Source organism: Stenotrophomonas sp. BR163, assembly GCF_047520985.2.
GTDB lineage: Bacteria > Pseudomonadota > Gammaproteobacteria > Xanthomonadales > Xanthomonadaceae > Stenotrophomonas > Stenotrophomonas sepilia.
In genome coordinates, this window is record NZ_JAXBRE020000030.1 from 1 (window position 1) to 17,120 (window position 17,120).

Genomic DNA, 17,120 nt, shown 5'->3' on the forward strand with positions numbered 1-17,120 from the left:
GGGGTCAGAGCCCGTTGCTGCGCAACGGGCTCTGACCCCACTATTTGATGATTAGGTATCTGTGGGATTGTTCATGTCGTGCTCGAACAACTCCCCCTGCACCACCGGTTCCTTTTCGCGGAAGCCGCCCAGCCCGACACCCACCAGCCGATAGCGCGTCTCCGCCGGCAGGTCGACGCGGGCGCGCAGGGCCAGTGCGATGTCGCGCAGTTCTTCCATCGACTCCGGCGGACGTTCCGGGGTGAAGCTGCGGGTGAGAATGCGGAACTGCGCGGTTTTCAACTTCAGCACCACGGTATGGCCGACACGCTCGGTCTTGCGGGTCGCCTTCCAGGTCTTCTCTGCCAGCTGCACGATGGCCTCGGTCAGGTCTTCCAGCAGCAGGTCTTCGGCGAACGTGTCCTCCGAGGAAATCGACTGCACCTGCTGGTCCGGTTCCACCGGCCGCTCGTCGATGCCGCGTGCGCGGTTGTACAGGCTGCGGCCGAAACTGCCGAACGCTTCTTCCAGATCGATCAGTGCCCACTGCCGCAGGTCGCCGCAGGTGGCGATGCCGCGCGCGGCCAGCTTGCCTTCCATCACCTTGCCGACGCCAGGCACCCGGCTCACCGGTAACGGCAGCAGGAAGGCGTCCACCCGCTGCGGCGGAATCACGAACTGGCCATCGGGCTTGCGCCAGTCCGAGGCGATCTTGGCCAGGAACTTGTTCGGCGCGATCCCGGCTGAAGCAGTCAGGTTCGTCTCCTCACGGATCTGCATGCGGATGGTACGGGCGATATCGGTCGCCAGTTCGATGCCGCTCTTCGGCTCGGTCACGTCCAGGTAGGCTTCGTCCAGCGACAACGGCTCAACCAGGTCGGTGTGGCGCAGGAAGATCTCGCGCACCTGGCGTGACACCGCCTTGTAACGTGCGAAGTCGGGCGGCACGAAGATCGCATCCGGGCACAGGCGTTCGGCCCGCACTGCCGGCATGGCCGAACGCACGCCGAACACGCGTGCCTCGTACGATGCCGCGCACACCACCGAGCGTGCGCCGCGCCATGCCACAACCACCGGCTTGCCGCGCAGTGACGGATCGTCGCGCTGCTCCACCGACGCGTAGAACGCGTCCATGTCAACGTGGATGATCTTGCGCAGTCGGGTCATGTCAGGTGGAAAAGGCGGGGCCGGGCCGGGTGGGCCACACGCCGAAGTATGGTCGTTGCACATCAACAGGATGCGCGTATTCCCTTGAAAACACTACGGTTGCGTACGGTTGAAATGTTTGATCGGCGCAGTTTCCACGGGCATTCTCGGGCGCTTGTTTCCCTGTTCTCCGCTTCCAGGATTGTGCTTCATGACCCGTCTCCACGCGTTCAACCGCGAACAGCTGCTGGCCAGCGCACGCGGTGAACTGTTCGGCACCGCCGCCGGCCGTTTGCCCAACGACCCGATGCTGATGTTCGACCGCATCACCGACATCCGAGAGGACGGCGGACCGCATGGCAAGGGCATGGTACGCGCCGAACTGGATATCCGCCCGGACCTGTGGTTCTTCGGCTGCCACTTCATCGGCGACCCGGTGATGCCAGGCTGCCTGGGCCTGGATGCCATGTGGCAGCTGACCGGCTTCTTCCTGACCTGGCTGGGTGCACCCGGCAAGGGCCGCGCGCTGGGCTGTGGCGAGGTGAAGTTCACCGGCCAGGTATTGCCGGACGCCAAGCTCGTACGCTACGAGATCGACATCAGCCGGGTCATCAACCGCAAGCTGGTGATGGCCCAGTCGGACGCCCGCATGTACGTGGACGACCGCGAAATCTACAGCGCGCGCGACCTGCGCGTCGGCCTGTTCACCGAAACCGGGAGCTTCTGATGCGTCGCGTCGTCATCACCGGCATGGGCATCACGTCCTGCCTCGGCAATGATCTGGATACCGTTTCGGCCGCGCTGCGTGAAGGACGCTCGGGCATCACCGCCCTGGCCGACCACGCCGAAGCAGGCCTGCGCAGCCAGGTCGGAGGCCGCGTCGACCTCGACCTGGACGCCTTGATCGACCGCAAGCAGAAGCGCTTCATGAGCGACGCGGCGGCCTTCGCCTACCTGGCCATGCGCGATGCCATCGCCGATGCCGGGCTCAGCCCCGAGCAGGTCAGCAGCCTGCGCACCGGCCTGATCGCCGGTTCCGGTGGCGGCTCCAGCGAATGGCAGATCGGTGCCGTCGACCTGCTGCGCGAACGGGGTGTGCGCAAGGTCGGCCCGTACATGGTGCCGCGCACGATGTGCTCGACGGTCTCGGCCTGCCTGGCCACGGCCTACCAGATCAAGGGCGTCAGCTACTCGCTGTCGGCTGCCTGCGCGACCTCGGCGCATTGCATCGGCGCCGCTGCGGACATGATCCGGCACGGTGCGCAGGACATCATGTTCGCCGGCGGTGGCGAAGACCTGCACTGGTCGATGAGCGTGATGTTCGATGCGATGGGTGCCCTGTCGACCAGCTTCAACGAAACCCCGGCCAGTGCCTCGCGCCCGTACGACAAGGACCGCGACGGCTTCGTCATTGCCGGTGGTGGCGGCATGCTGGTGCTGGAGGATTACGACCACGCCGTCGCACGCGGTGCTCACATCCATGCCGAGCTGATCGGCTATGGCGTCACCTCCGACGGTGCCGACATGGTGGCGCCCTCCGGTGAAGGTGCGGTGCGCTGCATGAAGATGGCGCTGCAGGGTGTCGATCGCCCGCTGGACTACCTGAACACCCACGGCACCTCGACCCCGCTTGGCGATGTCACCGAGCTCAACGCGATCCGCGAAGTGTTCGGCGATGCAGTGCCGCCGCTGTCTTCGACCAAGGCGTTGTCCGGGCACTCGCTCGGTGCAGCCAGCGTGCACGAGGCAATCTACTGCCTGCTGATGATGCGCGATGGCTTCGTTGCCGGTTCGGCCAACATCGGCGAGCTGGACCCGAAGGTGGAGAGCTTCCCGATCCTGCGCGAGAGCCGCGAGCAGAAACTGGATACGGTGATGTCCAACAGCTTCGGCTTCGGTGGCACCAACGCCGCGCTGGTGTTCGGGCGGGTGTGATGGGGGCAGGTGTGCCGACCAACGGTCGGCACCCACCAATAGATGTAGAGCCGAGCCATGCTCGGCTCAGTGCCGGCCAACGGCCGGCACCCACCTTACTTCGGCAGCAACGGCAGCAGCAGCGCGTGCGCGTCCACCAGGGATCCAACGATGCGGTGTCCCAGGGCACGCAGCTCTTCATCCGGATGCACCAGGTCAGGCACCTGGATCACGGTCATGCCGGCCGCCAGCGCCGCGCGCGTACCGGCCGGTGAATCCTCCAGCGCCAGGCAACGCCCGGGCACCTGCCCCAATCGCTGCGCGGCCAGCAGGTAGATATCCGGCGCCGGCTTCGGCCGCGCCACGTCGCCACTGGTGATCACCGCATCGAAATACGGCAGCAGGCCAGCAGCGGCCAGCTTGCGGTTGGCCCGCGGCTGCCGCGTGGTGGTGGCCACCGCCCGCGGTACCGCGTGCACTTTCAGCAGCTCCAGCAATTCCAGGATGCCCGGACGCAACGGCAACCCGGTCTGTGTGCGTGCCTCATACAGGTCGTGGCAACGTGCGGCCACCGCATCGATCACGCTGTCCTCGATGCCCTGCGCGCGCAGCAGCGCGTGCGAATCGCGGTCGCCGAGGCCGACCATGCGCAGGAACACCGCCTCGTCCAGGCCCAGCCCGAATTCATCGGCGGCCTGGCCCCAGCAGGCCAGCGAGACACGCTCGCTGTCGATCATCAGGCCGTCCATGTCAAAGATGACGGCGTCGGGGAGAAACGGCAGCGCAGCGATGGGGGTCATGGAGCGAACAGCGTATCCAGGTCGGTAGGGGTGAGCTGCCGCCATTGCCCTTCGTCCAGCCCCTGCAGGTCCAGCCCGCCGACGCGGCTGCGGTGCAGGGCCTGCACGTGGTTGCCGGTGGCGGCGAACATGCGGCGTACCTGATGGTAGCGGCCTTCGTGCAGCACCAGCCGCGCACGGCGCGCACCCAGCACTTCCAGTTCAGCCGGCAGCAGGGGCGTCTTCTCCGATTCCAGCATCAGCGTGCCGCTGGCGAACAGCGCCACCTCGTTGCCGCGCAGGTCCTCGCTCAACTCGACCTCATAGACTTTCGGCAGCTTCGACTTCGGCGAGATGATCCGGTGCAGCAGGCCACCATCGTCGGTCAGCAACAGCAGGCCACTGGTCTCGCGGTCGAGGCGGCCGACCGTGGACAGCACCGGATCGCGGTCGCGGAAGCGCGGCGGCAACAGGTCGTAGATCAGGCGCCCGGTGTCCTTGGTCGAACAGGTGTAGCCAGCCGGCTTGTGCAGCGCGATCGACAGCCCCGGCGGTGGGTCCAGCGGCTCGCCATCGACCCGGATGGCGTCATGCGGCACCTGGTCGTCGGCATACAGCACCTCACCATCGGCGTCGGTGACGCGGCCTTCGCGGAACATCCACTGCACCTGCTTGCGGCTGCCATAGCCCAGGTTGGCGATGTGCTTGACCAGCTTCACTTGCCCTTCCCCTTCACGGCTTCCACCAGCTTGAAACCGTCGCGCTCGGCGACCACGCGCACCGCGCCGAAGCTGTCGTTGAGTGTGTGCTCGTAAGGCAGGTGGCGGTTGGCCACCACGTACAGGCGCCCGCCCGGGCGCAACGCCTGCGCAGCCACGGCGATGAAGCGCTGGCCGATGTCCGGGCGGTCAGCGCGCGAAGGCGTGTGGAACGGCGGGTTGCTGATGATGACGTCGTAGCCCGGCTCGATGCCGGCGGTGACGTCCTGCCACAGGAGACGCAGCGGCAGCGGGCGCGGCGGCGGCGCCAGATTGAGCTCGGCCAGCGCCAGCGCGCGCTGCTCGGCCTCGTACAGGTCCAGCGCGGTGATCTTCGGGCAGCGTTCCAGAAGTTCGCGCGACAGATAGCCGTAGCCGGCGCCGAGGTCGGCGGCGCGTCCGGCCAGGTCGGCCGGCAGGTGCTCGGCCAGCAGCGCCGACGCCGGATCGATGCGATCCCAGGCGAACACGCCCGGGCGGCTGAGGAAGCGACCGCCCACGATCGGGCGCACCGCATCCAGCGCCGACCAGCGCTTGGCCAGGTCAACGTCGTGCTGGCCCTGCAGCGGGGCGGTCCAGTACACGCGGCAGTGGTTCTTGGTCAGGCAGCCACCGAGGCCGGCCAACTGCTTGAGGTCGCCCTCGCCCGAACGCGCACCTTCGTTGTTGGACTGGCAGGCAACGATGCGGCCACCATCGGCGACCAGCGCCAGCGCACGGGCGAACAGCGCACGGGCTTCTTCGCGCTGGCGCGGCGGCAGCACCAGCACCAACGGGTAGCGGCCCTTGCCGGCCGCGTCATCCAGCTGCCCGCTCACGGTCCAGCCGGCAGCCTGCTGCAGCGGTTGCGCGAACGGGGCGAAGCTCTGTTCGCAGTGCACCTCGCGGTTGCCGGCCACTTCGCGCAATGGCCAGCCATCGCGGGCACGCAGGAAGGCCACCGGGCCCTCCGGCCAGCGCAGGGCGCCTTGGGAGAACGGCAGGAGCAGGGTTTGCAGGGGGGCGTCGTCGCTGGAGGCCATCGGCGCGGGTACTTCAAGCGTGAGGGCCGTCCATTGTACCGGCTTGGCCGGGCCGGCCCCGGCGGCCCGCTTTGCGAAACCCGAACGGGGCCTTGATCCGCCAGAAACATTGAAACGTTCAGGGTAGAGGCTCCCCCGGAAACCCAGGAGAACCTGCATGCGAGCCTTGTTCGTCGGTGGCGTGGTCGACAACAGTGAAATGGACCTGGAAGGCAGCCATCCGCCCGTGCACTACCCAGAGGACACCGGCGGCGGCCACTCGCGCTATCGGCTGCATCAGATCGGTCATGGTGCCGACGGCAGCGTTGCCTACGCCGTCTATGGGGCACCGGACCTGGCCGATGACGAGGTGGCGAGGGTTGCAGAGGAGCGGGCGTACGCACGCCGATTCGAGGCGACGCCGACGTTGTTCGAGCACTGACACATCTGCAGCGCCCGAGCCCACGCTCGGGCGGCGGCAGAGCCGAGCGTGGGCTCGGCTCTACATCGGATCAAGGCGCCTTGGGTGGCAGGCGGTTGATACTGGCGATTTCATCCAGCCACACATGGTGCTGCTGCACCGGCGTGTCGTAGTCATCCAGGCGCAACTGGCCGTTGCTGCCTTCATCACCAGCGGCGTTGCGGTATTGCTGCACAGTTGGCCTCACCGCCACCGTGCCGAGCAGGCGGCGGCCATCGTGCAGAATCAGTTCCACCTGCGTTTCGCCATCCAGCTGCGGCAGCAGGGCTTCCAGGCGCGCGATCTGCGCCGGATCGGTGTGGATACGTGGAGCTATACGGGACATCGGCGACCTCCTGACTGCAGGGTCGCCGATCGGCCGTGAATGTTCAGTGCAGCGCGCTGTCCGCGCGCGGCACCTGCACCTTGCGCACGGCAGCCACCAGCTGCGCTACCGAGTACGGCTTGGCCACATGCTCCTGGAAGCCCGAGGCCAGCGCGCGGCGACGGTCGTCGGCACGCGCCAGTGCAGTCACCGCCACCGCAGGCAAGGTCGCCGCATCCACGCCCATGTCCTCGCGCAAGGTGCGCACCAGCCCATAGCCATCCATGCCCGGCATGCCGATGTCGGTCAGCAGCACGTGGTATTGCAGGTGGCCGGTGTCGGCCAGCAGTGCCAGCGCTTCGCCGGCCGAACTGGCCGCAGACACGCTGGCGCCCTGCTCTTCCAGCATGCGCCGCAGGTACTCCAGCACTTCCGGCTGGTCTTCCACCGCCAGCACATGCATGCCGCGCAGCGGATACGGCTCGACGATCACCGGCTCCAGGATCGGCCCGCTGATCACTTCGCGCAGCGGCCGCCGTTCGGCATCGGGAAAATGCTGGGGCAGGCGCACGGTGAAGGTCGCGCCGTGGCCGTGGCCCTCGCTGGCCGCAGTGACCGTGCCACCATGCAGTTCGACCAGCTGCTGCACGATCGCAAGGCCCAGACCCAGGCCGCCATGGCGGCGGGTGGTGGTGCCGTCGGCCTGGCGGAAGCGGCTGAACAGATGATTGAGGAATTCGGGTGCGATGCCATCACCGCTGTCACGCACGGTGATCTCCCAGTAGTTGCCGTCGGCCCGCAGCTGCAGGTCGATACGGCCTTCAGCCGGGGTGAACTTGATCGCGTTCGAGAGCAGGTTCCAGAACACCTGCTGCAGGCGCGTGGCGTCGCCCAGCACCAGGCTGGGTTGCGTGGGCAGCTGCAGGTGCACGTCCAGCGCCTTGCCTTCGGCCACCAGTTCCTGCGCGCCGACCGCCTCACCCAGCACCGCGCACAGGTCCAGCACTTCCACCTCCAGCTGCACCTTGCCCAGCAGCATGCTGCTGAGGTCGAGCATGTCCGAGATCAGCCGCTTCTGCGCACCGGCGCTGTTGGCGATCACGTTCAGGCCCTTGTACAGCGGACTGGTGTTGTCCACGCGCTGCAGAAGCAATTCGCTCCAGCCGAGGATGGTGGTCAACGGCGTACGCAGCTCATGCGACAGCGTGGCCAGGAATTCATCCTTCAGCCGCGCCATGTTTTCCGCAGCACTGCGCGCGGCACGCTCGGACTGCAGCAGTTCCTCGCGGGCCAGCTCGATCTCGCGGCGTTCGGTCACGTCCGGGCTGCTGCCGGCCAGGCCGATGAAGCGGCCCATGCGCGAGAAGCGCGGGCGGGCGTTCATCTCCAGCCAGCGCCACTGGCCATCCGCACGGCGTGCGCGCACCAGCGCATGCATGGAGCGCTGCGCCTTCAATGCTTCCTGCAGTTCGTACTCGAAGACCGATGCATCGTCCGGATGCACCAAGCCGCGCCAGACGTCCTCCGGCACGCGCGTCTCGTCACCGCCGAAGAACTCGCTGAAGGCACTGTTGACGAAACGGGCATGGCCGCGCTCGTCCAAGACCCACACCGGCATCGGCAGGCCGTCGGCCAGCGCACTGAAGCGGGCTTCGCTTTCGCCCAGCTCCACTTCCATCTGCTTGCGTGCGGTGATGTCGAAGAACAGGATGCCGACCTTGTCCTCGCCCGGCCGGCCGACGCGCACCGCATCCACCGCGAACGAGCGGCCCAGCGCACGCGCCTCCATCTCGAACTGGGCCGGGCGGCCGCTGCGTGCGACCTCGCCATAGATGCGGAACCAGTCCTGCTCATGGCCGGGCTCCAGCGCCGTCATGCGCTTTCCACGCGCATCCTTCAGCCCGGTGTGGCGCTCGAAGGCATCGTTGACCTCGATGAAGCGGTAGTCGACCGCACGATCACCCTCGAACAGCACCTGGATCACGCAGAAACCGGCGTTGATGCGCTCAAGCACGCCATGATGCAGGTCGGGTTCGGGCGCCGGCACCGTCATCGGTGGGCGCTCCACGAGGGGCGGCAGTGTGGACAAGGGTGTCTGTGCAGGCCAGGTTGGAGGCACAGCATCTTCCAAAGGGCGTATTCACAGCGTCAAGCGCCGTCAGTCATGGTTGACGTCGATGAATTGGCGGCAACCGCTCTTGCAGACAACGCATGCGGCCATTGCCGATACCGGGAAGCAGGATCACACTCGATCTGTGATCAACATCGCCCCCATCGAGGGGACGCAGGAGACCGTGATGAAACGCTCACTCGCGATTGCCCTGTTGGCAGGCGCCCTGGCGGCGGGCGGCGCCAGCGCGGCCCCGCGCACCGTGACCGACCCGGAAGCTCCCCGCGCATTGCAGGCCGATGGCCCGGTCAGCGTGAAGTGGGACGATCCGGCCAAGTTCACCGAGATCCGCCAGAGTACCAACCGCTTCGAAGCCGAGCGTGGCGACTGGGTGCAGCAGCTGGCACGCTACCTGCAGACCGCTGCCGCCAAACCGCTGCAACCTGGACAGACGCTTGATGTGACCCTGGTCGACATCAAGCGCGCCGGTGACTACGAGCCGTGGCACGGCCCGCGCGGCCGCGACATCCGGATCATGCGCGACATCTACCCACCGCGGATCAGCCTGCAGTACACGCTGAAGGACGCCAGCGGCCGCATCGTCAGCGAGGGCGACGCGCGCCTGAGCGATACCGGCTACCTGCACAACATCGGCCTGAAGAGCGACAGCGATCCACTGCGCTACGAAAAGCGCCTGATCGACGACTGGGTGAAGCGGCAGCTGACAGCGCAGGCCACCGCAGCACGGTAGGCCCATCGGCAGGTGTCGGCCTTGGCCGACACGCATTCACAGCGCCGACCAGGGTCGGCCGCTACTGAAGCCGAGCGTGCGCTCGGCTCTACACGTACACCTTCGCCACGCGCTTGACCGCGCACGGCAGCTGGTAGGCACTGACGCCACAGCGCGGCGCCAGCTCCGACAGCGTCGGCGCGGAACCCCACAGCTCCACCACGCTGCCGATGCCGGCCTGCGGATGCGCGGTCAGGTCCACCGTCAACATGTCCATCGACACGCGCCCGATCAGCCCGCCGGGCTGGCCGTCGATCAGCACCGGGGTGCCGTTCGGGGCGAACTGCGGGTAACCGTCGGCATAGCCAAGCGCGACCACGCCCACGCGGGTGCGCGCCTTGGCCACGAAGCGCGCGCCATATCCCACTGGTTCACCGGCTTCAATCCAGCGATCGGCGATCACCTTGGACTGCATCGTCATCACCGGGCGCAGTCGCGCGGTCAACGCGGTGTCATCCGGCAGCGGGTTGGCGCCGTACAGCATCAGGCCCGGGCGCACCCAATCGCTGCGCACCTCCGGCCAGCCCAGCAGCGCCGGCGAGTTGCACACGCTGGTCTCGCCCTCCAATCCATCAATGGCGCGCGCGAAGGTTGCGGCCTGCTCGCGGGTGCGCTCGCTGTCCAGTTCGTCGGCACGTGCCAGGTGGGTCATCAGCACGATGCGCTCGACCTGCGGCAGCGCCGACAGGCGTGCATGCGCCGCGCGGAAGCTGTCCACGTCCAGGCCGAGGCGGTGCATGCCGCTGTCCAGCTTCAGCCACACCGTCAACGGGCGCGGGCTGTCGAACGCCGCCAGTGCCTCCACTTGCCACGGCGAACCGACGGCGAACCAGAAGTCATGCTCGGCCACCAGCGCCATGTCGCTGGGCTCGAAGATGCCTTCCAGCAGCAGGATCGGCGCACGGATGCCGGCCTGGCGCAGCTCCAGTGCCTCCTCGATGGTGGCCACGCCGAAACCATCGGCCTCACCTTCCAGCGCCTGCGCACAGCGCACCGCGCCATGCCCATAGGCATCGGCCTTGATGATCGCCAGGGCCTTGCCACCGCCCAGTTCACGGGCGAGCCGGTAGTTGCTGCGCAGGGCGCCCAGATCGATCAGCGCGCGGGCAGGACGCATGTGCGGTTCTCGTGTTGCGGCGCGTGACCGTACTGGCCGTAGCGGAAAATATCCAGGCCTTCGGTGCTGATCTGCGGCTGTCGCGCGCTCATCAGGTCGGCCAGGTAGCGGCCCGAGCCGCAGGCCATGGTCCAGCCCAGCGTGCCGTGTCCGGTGTTGAGGTACAGGTTGCGGAACGGCGTGGCGCCGATCACCGGCGTACCGTCCGGCGTAGCCGGGCGCAGGCCGGTCCAGAACTGCGCGCGCGACAGGTCGCCGCCCTTCGGGTAGAGGTCGCGGACCACCAGTTCCAGGGTCTCGCGGCGGCGCTGCGACAGCGACAGGTCGAAGCCGGCCACTTCGGCCATGCCACCGACACGGATGCGGTCGTCGAAGCGGGTCACCGCCACCTTGTAGCTCTCATCGAGGATGGTCGAGGTCGGCGCCATCGCCGGGTCGGTGATCGGCAGGGTCAGCGAATAGCCCTTCAGCGGGTACACCGGCAGGCGCATGCCCAGCGGTGCAACCAGCGCTGGCGAGTAGCTGCCAAGCGCAACCACGAAGCGGTCGGCGGTTTCCAGCTTGCCGTCGATGCGCACGCCGGTGATGCGGTCGCCATCGAATTCCAGGCCGGTGATGTCCTGGTCGAAGCGGAATTCGACGCCGGCATCCACGCACATCTGCGCCAGGCGGCGGGTGAACAGCTGGCAGTCGCCGGTCTGGTCACGCGGCAGGCGCAGCGCGCCGACCAGGCCATCGACGTGGGCCAGGGCCGGTTCGGCCTGGATGATGCCGGCGCGGTCCAACACCTCGTACGGCACGCCGTACTGGGCCAGGATCTCGATGTCCTGCGCCGAGGCATCCAGCTGCTGCTGGGTGCGGAACAACTGGGTGGTGCCCAGGTCGCGGCCTTCGAATTCGATGCCGATCTGCGCGCGCAGCTCGTTCAGGCAGTCGCGGCTGTACTCGGACATGCGCACCATGCGCGCCTTGTTGATCGCATAACGCTCGTGGGTACAGTTGCGCAGCATCTGCCACAGCCAGCGGTACTGGGCCAGGTCCATGCCCGGCCTGATCGCCAGCGGCGCGTGTTTCTCGAACAGCCAGCCGATCGCCTTCTTCGGCACGCCCGGCGCCGCCCACGGCGAGGTGTAGCCGAACGACAGCTGGCCGGCATTGGCGAAGCTGGTCTCCAGCGCTGGGCCGGGCTGGCGGTCGATGACCGTGACTTCAAACCCGGCCTGTCGCAGGTACCAGGCACTGGTAGTGCCGATCACGCCGCTGCCGAGAACTAGGACTCGCATGGGACTTCTCCAACCCGATCATTCCCTGCACTGGAGCGTGCCGGGGCCATAATTGGGGAAGTATAGACAGCCAATACCAGTTGATTTGCCTGAATTGAAATCAACAGGCAGGATGTTCTCCTGCAATTCATTCCCCAAGGTTGACGGCCATGGCCACCCGTACCCGCGAACTGGACAAGATCGACCGCAAGATCCTGCGCATCCTGCAGGCCGAAGGCCGCATCTCCTTCACCGAGCTGGGCGAGCGGGTCGGCCTGTCGACCACCCCGTGCACCGAGCGCGTGCGCCGCCTGGAACGCGAAGGGGTGATCACCGGCTATCACGCCCACCTCGACCCGGCCGCGGTAAAGGCCAGCCTGCTGGTGTTCGTGGAGATCAGCCTGGCCTACAAGTCCGGCGACATCTTCGAGGAATTCCGCCGCGCCGCGCTGAAGCTGCCCAACGTGCTGGAGTGCCACCTGGTGTCGGGCGACTTCGATTACCTGCTGAAAGCACGGATCAGTGAAATGGCTTCCTACCGCAAGCTGCTCGGCAGTACGTTGCTGACACTGCCGCATGTACGTGAGTCGAAGAGCTACATCGTGATGGAAGAGGTGAAGGAGACGCTGAGCCTGCCGATTCCGGATTGAAGCTGGGAACCGGTTGGGGTCAGAGCCCGCTGCGCGGGATCCGACCCCGGTCGGCATCTGGCAAGGGGTCGGATCCCGCGCAGCGGGCTCTGACCCCGGTCATGGCGACAGTCAGCGCTGCTGCGGATGCTTCTGCGAGCGCTGTTCCTGCTGCTTGCCGCCCTTGTGCGGCGGCTGCGGCTCCATCTGCTGTTGTTGCTGTTGCTGCTGCGGGTTGCGGCCCTGCGGTTCCTTGCCGGGATGACGGTTCTGCTGGTTTTTCATGGTCGCGATCCAGTGGACGAAGGACATGCGGCGGCGGGATGCCGGCGCAGGGCCACGGTGGTCCCGGAACGGTTAATCGCAGGCGAAAAAGCAGTGATCGGCTGGATGCTGTTTTCGTGCGTTCAGCCCGCTCAGCGCCAGCCAGCAGCCAACCTTGGTGGCACCAGGGCTCAGCGCTTGATCTGCTGCCCGTCGCCGGCCGGCACGCTGTCGTAGTAGCGGCCGGTGCGCGAATCGAACACGCGGTTCGGGCCGGCCGGGCGCACGCCGGGAACAATGCGGCCATTGCGGTCATAGACCTTGTCGGCCGGCTTCGGTACCGGTGCCGGCGCGACCCGGGCCGGACCGGTGGACTTGATCGGCTGCACCGGCTGCGGCGACGGCAGCACCTGCGGTTGCGGGCGAGCAGCCTGTGGCGGTGGTGCCACGGGCTGCGGCGCCACGGTGGTCGCGCTGCGGGTCGCAGTCGGGTCGGCGGTCGGCACCTGCGCCAGCGCCACGATGGGCAACAGGGCCAGCAGCAGGGGAAGGATCGGTTTCATGGCACGCTCCGGCGTGGATCGCGTTCACCTTGCGCCTGCCCCTGTGTGCCGCCCATGAACGGCCATCACACTTGCAAGGTCGCGCTTTCACCCCCACGTTTTCCACCATCCCCAGGCCATCAACCCACGGAGCGCCGCCATGACCGCCTTCGACCTGACGCCCCCCACTGCCACCCAGACCGAGGCGCTGATCGCTGGCCTCAGCAGCGAGGAGCGCCGCGTGCTGCTGCAGCACGGCACCGAGGCGCCGTTCTGCGGCGTGTTCCTCGACAACAAGCGCGAGGGGGTCTACTGCTGCAGGCTGTGCGCGCTGCCACTGTTCCGCTCCAGCACCAAGTTCGATTCCGGCACCGGCTGGCCCAGCTTCTTTGCCCCGTTCGACCCGGCGCACGTGCGCGAGATCCGTGATACCAGCCACGGCATGGTGCGCACCGAGATCACCTGCGCGCGCTGCGGCAGCCACCTGGGCCACGTTTTCCCGGATGGTCCGCCGCCCACCTACGAGCGCCACTGCCTGAACTCCGTCTCACTTTCGTTCACCGGCAATGGCGAGCCCTGGCCCGATCCGTTGCAGCGGGGCGGCGCGGAAAGCGGCGTGGCCGGCTGAAACACCCCGCTGACCGATTTCACAGAATTCCCTCTTCAGAAACCCGGGCGACGGGCCGACAAGGAGATATCCCCTCTCCCTGCGTCGCCCCATGCTCATCATCGTCGGATTCCTGGTCGTCATCATCAGCGTGATCGGGGGCTACCTCGGTGCCCACGGCCGCCTGGGTGCCCTCTGGCAGCCCTACGAGCTGGTCATCATCGGCGGCGCCGCGCTCGGCGCGTTCCTGGTCGGTACCCCGGCCAAGACGGTCAAGCAGACCCTGCAGGCCATGGTCGGCGTGTTCAAGGGCCCGCGCTACAAGCAGCAGGACTACATCGATGTGCTCAGCCTGCTCTATGAACTGCTCAACAAGGCCCGCCGCGAAGGCTTCATGGCGTTGGAAGACCATGTCGAGCGCCCGGCCGAAAGCGCGCTGTTCGGCAACTACCCCAAGGTGCAGGCCGACCACCACCTGATCGATTTCATCACCGACTGCCTGCGCCTGATGATCGGCAGCAACATCGAGCCGCATGAGCTGGAACCGCTGCTGGAACTGGAGCTGGAAAAGCACCACGCCGAGGCCATGGCACCCTCACAGGTGCTGACCAAGGTCGCCGACGGGCTGCCCGGTTTCGGCATCGTCGCCGCGGTGCTGGGCATCGTCATCACCATGGGCTCGATCGGTGGCGACATCGTCGAGGTCGGTGGCCACGTGGCCGGCGCGCTGGTCGGTACGTTCCTGGGCATCCTGCTGGGCTACGGCTTCGTCGGCCCGATGGCCGCCGCGATGGAGGCCCGCGCCGAGCAGGACAGCCGCATCTACGAATCGGTCAAGACCGCCCTGCTGGCCTGCCTGCGCGGTTACAACCCGAAGATCGCACTGGAGTTCGCCCGCAAGACCCTGCCGTCGAACGTGCGCCCGGCCTTCTCCGATTTCGAGCAGCACCTGAAGACGGTCAAGTAAGCCATGGCCGAGAACAAGCCCACCGTCATCGTCCGCCGGGTCAGGAAGGCCGGCCACGCCGCCCATCATGGTGGTTCGTGGAAGGTGGCCTATGCCGACTTCGTGACCGCGATGATGGCGTTCTTCCTGGTGCTGTGGCTGATGGCCACCACCAACAAGAACGACCGTGCGGCCATTTCCGAGTACTTCCGCAACCCCAGCCCGTTGAGCGGTCAGAGCGCCACGCCGGCGCCCGGCATGGCCGGCCCGGGCGGCGCCAGCACCTCGATGATCAAGCTGGGCGGTGCCACCGACATTTCGCGTGGCAACAGCAACGACCCCTTCCAGAACCAGAAGGAAGCGGTACCGCAGCCGGTGGACCAGCAGCAGCGCGACAAGCAGCAGCTGGAAGCACTGATGAAGGAGCTGCAGGAAGCGATCAGCAGGAGCCAGGCCCTGGAGCCGTTCAAGGACCAGCTGCTGCTGGACCTGACCCCGGAGGGCCTGCGCATCCAGATCGTGGACAAGCAGAACCGGCCGATGTTCGACCTCGGCAGCGCCACGCTGAAACCGTACACGCAGCAGATCCTGCACGAGCTGGCCAACTACCTGAACCACGTGCCGAACCGGATCAGCCTGACCGGCCACACCGACATCACCGCCTATTCGGCTGCACGTGGCTACGGCAACTGGGAACTGAGCGCCGATCGTGCCAATGCCGCCCGGCGCGCGCTGGTGGACGGCGGCCTGGAGGACAACAAGATCACCCGCGTGGTCGGCCTGTCTTCATCGGTGCTGTTCGACAAGGGCGACCCGCAGAACCCGATCAACCGCCGCATCAGCATCGTGGTGATGACCCAGGCCGCCGAAGCGGCCGCCTTGGCGGGTGCCGGCCCGCAGGTGGGGCTGTCGGCGCCCACCACCGACCCGGACGTGCAGGCCGCGCAGGGTGAGGCGCACTGAACCGGGGTCAGATCCCTTTCCCGTGGAAAGGGATCTGACCCCACCTGCGCGCGGCCGCTACAATGGTGGTCTTTCCGTTTCCAGGTGACCCCACCCCATGTCCCAGTCCTCCAAGGCCAAGCGTGACAAGCGCAAGAAACAGCAGGGCAAGCGCCCGTTCCTCCGCCTGAACGCGCAGCAGCAGGTGCAGAACCATGCCGTGCTGACCAACGAAGACGGCCAGGTGGTCGCCGCCATCGGCCTGCAGGGCCGCGAATGGCTGCTGGCCATTGGTGGCCAGACCATGGGCAACGCCGAGAACCCGGTGCCGATGCTGGCCATGCTCAAACACCTGTCCAACGTGCAGGAGAAGGAAGGCCGCAAGGTCAACCTGGAGTACTCCGAACTGCTGCAGAAGCTGCTGGACACCCTGGCCGCTGAATCCGGCCAGACCGCTGACGAGTATCTGGACAAGCTGGTGTCCGAGTTCGAGACCGTGGAAGCCGAAGAAGGCGAAGAAGCCGCTGAGGCCGCCGAAGGCGATGTGGTTGAAGCTGCTGCCGACGCCGAGGCCACCCCGGCCGCTGACAGCGACAGCAAGCCGCAGGCCTGAACCGGCCGCGGCGGTGACGGTCTACGTCGATGACGCGGTGCATCCCTGGCGCGGACAGCGCTGGGCGCACCTGATGGCCGACACCCTGGCCGAGCTGCACGCGATGGCGGCGCAGCTCGGCATCCCCCCGCGGGCCTTCCAGAACAAGGCCAGCGGTGCCCATTACGATGTCACGGTCGAGCTGCGCGCGCAGGCGATCGCGCTTGGCGCGCGAGCGATTTCCCGGCACACCGAGCGCGAACTGGTCAAGGCGGTGATCGCCAACGCCCGGGCGCAATACCGGCCATAGGCTCGGCTGCCGTTTGCCTTCTGTAGTGCCGAGCCGATGCTCGGCTGCTCTACGCGAAATGCAGCCGAGCGTGGGCTCGGCTCTACAGGCCCGCTCAGAACGGGTCGCTGCCCAGCCGGATTTCCACGTTCAGCAGCGAGCACAGCGCCAGCATCGCGTCGTCGTCACGGGTCAGCGCCATCACGCCGGTGAAGCCGTCGCGGCCGGCATCCACGCTCCACAGCGTGTAGTTGTGCTCGCGCAGGCGGTCGAAGGCGGTGGCCATCAGCTGCACGCCGTCCAGGCCTTCGGCAAAGTCCTCGTCGTCCAGGTCGCCACCCCAGTCCAGCTGCAGGTTGAAGCGCGCCGACAGCTCGTTGACCGCCGACTGCAGCGATTCCAGGTCGTCGCGCTCCACATCGAAACCGGACTGCCAGGCGATGGCGGTGAACAGCGCCGGCAGCCAGTCGCTGTCCGCTTCCAGCGGCTGCCCGTCCTCGGACAGGTGCTCGCGCCAGCGGTTGAACTGCTGCAGGGCCAACTCTTCGTCGCCCGGGTTGATCAGCACCAGCAGGTTCCAGACCCGCGCCTCGAATCCATCCTCGTCGAAGTCGTGGATGTCTTCCTCGAAGTCGAAATAGTCGCTGTTGTCGGGCATGGCGGAACGT

At 67.1% G+C, this 17,120-nt stretch carries 21 protein-coding genes; 10 read left to right on the top strand and 11 right to left on the bottom strand.

Going from position 1 to position 17,120, the window contains the following annotated elements; translation table 11 throughout:
- Window positions 1-51 precede the first annotated feature (51 nt).
- Entirely contained in the window at window positions 52-1,146 is a 1,095-nt protein-coding gene (gene dinB, locus ACM0PY_RS18130) for a DNA polymerase IV (RefSeq protein ID WP_088496438.1), read from the bottom strand.
- A 190-nt stretch (window positions 1,147-1,336) separates the two neighbouring features.
- Between dinB and fabA the strand changes: the two genes are divergently transcribed.
- Window positions 1,337-1,852 carry a 3-hydroxyacyl-[acyl-carrier-protein] dehydratase FabA gene (fabA, locus tag ACM0PY_RS18135; RefSeq protein WP_005415130.1) on the top strand — a complete coding sequence of 172 codons (516 nt, stop codon included), beginning with the start codon at window positions 1,337-1,339 and terminating at the stop codon, window positions 1,850-1,852.
- Window positions 1,852-3,060, top strand: coding sequence for a beta-ketoacyl-ACP synthase I (fabB, locus tag ACM0PY_RS18140; protein WP_005415129.1), 1,209 nt, complete (start codon window positions 1,852-1,854; stop codon window positions 3,058-3,060). Before fabA ends, fabB begins: the two co-directional genes overlap by 1 nt.
- A 95-nt stretch (window positions 3,061-3,155) precedes the next feature.
- On the opposite strand, the gene ACM0PY_RS18145 is transcribed toward fabB, so the two are convergent.
- The 3 genes from ACM0PY_RS18145 to ACM0PY_RS18155 are packed head-to-tail and all read right to left on the bottom strand — an operon-like array spanning window position 3,156 to window position 5,598.
- On the bottom strand, window positions 3,156-3,839 hold the full coding sequence (locus ACM0PY_RS18145) for an HAD family hydrolase (protein ID WP_072167739.1): 684 nt from the start codon (window positions 3,837-3,839) through the stop codon (window positions 3,156-3,158).
- A complete protein-coding gene (locus ACM0PY_RS18150; RefSeq protein ID WP_180885600.1) occupies window positions 3,836-4,537 on the bottom strand; it encodes a pseudouridine synthase in 702 nt (233 codons plus the stop codon). Before ACM0PY_RS18150 ends, ACM0PY_RS18145 begins: the two co-directional genes overlap by 4 nt.
- Complete coding sequence (locus ACM0PY_RS18155; protein ID WP_180885598.1) at window positions 4,534-5,598, bottom strand: class I SAM-dependent methyltransferase; 1,065 nt, start codon at window positions 5,596-5,598, stop codon at window positions 4,534-4,536. The genes ACM0PY_RS18150 and ACM0PY_RS18155 overlap by 4 nt, the downstream gene beginning before the upstream one ends.
- 157 nt (window positions 5,599-5,755) lie before the next feature.
- Here ACM0PY_RS18155 and ACM0PY_RS18160 point away from each other — a divergent pair, with 157 nt between their 5' ends.
- Window positions 5,756-6,019, top strand: coding sequence for a hypothetical protein (locus ACM0PY_RS18160; protein WP_005415125.1), 264 nt, complete (start codon window positions 5,756-5,758; stop codon window positions 6,017-6,019).
- A 70-nt stretch (window positions 6,020-6,089) separates the two neighbouring features.
- Here ACM0PY_RS18160 and ACM0PY_RS18165 read toward each other — a convergent pair whose 3' ends face one another.
- Together ACM0PY_RS18165 and ACM0PY_RS18170 are read right to left on the bottom strand one after the other, a co-directional pair.
- A complete protein-coding gene (locus ACM0PY_RS18165; RefSeq protein ID WP_019660923.1) occupies window positions 6,090-6,383 on the bottom strand; it encodes a DUF3247 family protein in 294 nt (97 codons plus the stop codon).
- A gap of 43 nt (window positions 6,384-6,426) precedes the next feature.
- Complete coding sequence (locus ACM0PY_RS18170; protein WP_180885596.1) at window positions 6,427-8,415, bottom strand: hybrid sensor histidine kinase/response regulator; 1,989 nt, start codon at window positions 8,413-8,415, stop codon at window positions 6,427-6,429.
- 244 nt (window positions 8,416-8,659) lie between these two features.
- Here ACM0PY_RS18170 and ACM0PY_RS18175 point away from each other — a divergent pair, with 244 nt between their 5' ends.
- Entirely contained in the window at window positions 8,660-9,223 is a 564-nt protein-coding gene (locus ACM0PY_RS18175; RefSeq protein ID WP_049412742.1) for a DUF3016 domain-containing protein, read from the top strand.
- Window positions 9,224-9,311: 88 nt separating this feature from the next.
- On the opposite strand, the gene alr is transcribed toward ACM0PY_RS18175, so the two are convergent.
- Both alr and ACM0PY_RS18185 read right to left on the bottom strand, forming a co-directional pair.
- Window positions 9,312-10,379, bottom strand: coding sequence for an alanine racemase (gene alr, locus ACM0PY_RS18180; RefSeq protein ID WP_088496435.1), 1,068 nt, complete (start codon window positions 10,377-10,379; stop codon window positions 9,312-9,314).
- Window positions 10,358-11,662: a D-amino acid dehydrogenase gene (locus tag ACM0PY_RS18185; RefSeq protein ID WP_099486354.1), complete on the bottom strand. Its 1,305-nt coding sequence runs from the start codon at window positions 11,660-11,662 to the stop codon at window positions 10,358-10,360. The genes alr and ACM0PY_RS18185 overlap by 22 nt, the downstream gene beginning before the upstream one ends.
- A 149-nt stretch (window positions 11,663-11,811) precedes the next feature.
- Here ACM0PY_RS18185 and ACM0PY_RS18190 point away from each other — a divergent pair, with 149 nt between their 5' ends.
- The gene (locus ACM0PY_RS18190) at window positions 11,812-12,291 is read left to right on the top strand and encodes an Lrp/AsnC ligand binding domain-containing protein (RefSeq protein ID WP_005407919.1); all 480 of its coding nucleotides are present in this window, start codon (window positions 11,812-11,814) and stop codon (window positions 12,289-12,291) included.
- 111 nt (window positions 12,292-12,402) lie between these two features.
- Here the strand turns inward: ACM0PY_RS18190 and ACM0PY_RS18195 are convergent, their stop codons facing one another.
- A complete protein-coding gene (locus ACM0PY_RS18195) occupies window positions 12,403-12,582 on the bottom strand; it encodes a lana protein (RefSeq protein WP_072167733.1) in 180 nt (59 codons plus the stop codon).
- 143 nt (window positions 12,583-12,725) lie between these two features.
- Window positions 12,726-13,097: a classical arabinogalactan protein 4 gene (locus tag ACM0PY_RS18200; protein ID WP_111201836.1), complete on the bottom strand. Its 372-nt coding sequence runs from the start codon at window positions 13,095-13,097 to the stop codon at window positions 12,726-12,728.
- Between the two features lie 139 nt (window positions 13,098-13,236).
- Here ACM0PY_RS18200 and msrB point away from each other — a divergent pair, with 139 nt between their 5' ends.
- From msrB to ACM0PY_RS18225, 5 genes are all read left to right on the top strand, one after another.
- Entirely contained in the window at window positions 13,237-13,704 is a 468-nt protein-coding gene (gene msrB, locus ACM0PY_RS18205; RefSeq protein WP_005415117.1) for a peptide-methionine (R)-S-oxide reductase MsrB, read from the top strand.
- Between the two features lie 91 nt (window positions 13,705-13,795).
- Window positions 13,796-14,650: a flagellar motor stator protein MotA gene (gene motA / locus ACM0PY_RS18210; protein WP_005407915.1), complete on the top strand. Its 855-nt coding sequence runs from the start codon at window positions 13,796-13,798 to the stop codon at window positions 14,648-14,650.
- A gap of 3 nt (window positions 14,651-14,653) precedes the next feature.
- Window positions 14,654-15,592 (top strand): flagellar motor protein MotB, encoded by a 939-nt coding sequence (gene motB, locus ACM0PY_RS18215; RefSeq protein WP_134972796.1) that lies wholly within the window; start codon window positions 14,654-14,656, stop codon window positions 15,590-15,592.
- A 97-nt stretch (window positions 15,593-15,689) separates the two neighbouring features.
- Window positions 15,690-16,184: a hypothetical protein gene (locus ACM0PY_RS18220; RefSeq protein WP_049440119.1), complete on the top strand. Its 495-nt coding sequence runs from the start codon at window positions 15,690-15,692 to the stop codon at window positions 16,182-16,184.
- Between the two features lie 13 nt (window positions 16,185-16,197).
- Window positions 16,198-16,473 carry a DUF4031 domain-containing protein gene (locus tag ACM0PY_RS18225; protein WP_061478631.1) on the top strand — a complete coding sequence of 92 codons (276 nt, stop codon included), beginning with the start codon at window positions 16,198-16,200 and terminating at the stop codon, window positions 16,471-16,473.
- Between the two features lie 94 nt (window positions 16,474-16,567).
- On the opposite strand, the gene ACM0PY_RS18230 is transcribed toward ACM0PY_RS18225, so the two are convergent.
- Window positions 16,568-17,110 carry a DUF6630 family protein gene (locus ACM0PY_RS18230; RefSeq protein WP_134969290.1) on the bottom strand — a complete coding sequence of 181 codons (543 nt, stop codon included), beginning with the start codon at window positions 17,108-17,110 and terminating at the stop codon, window positions 16,568-16,570.
- Window positions 17,111-17,120: the final 10 nt, after the last annotated feature.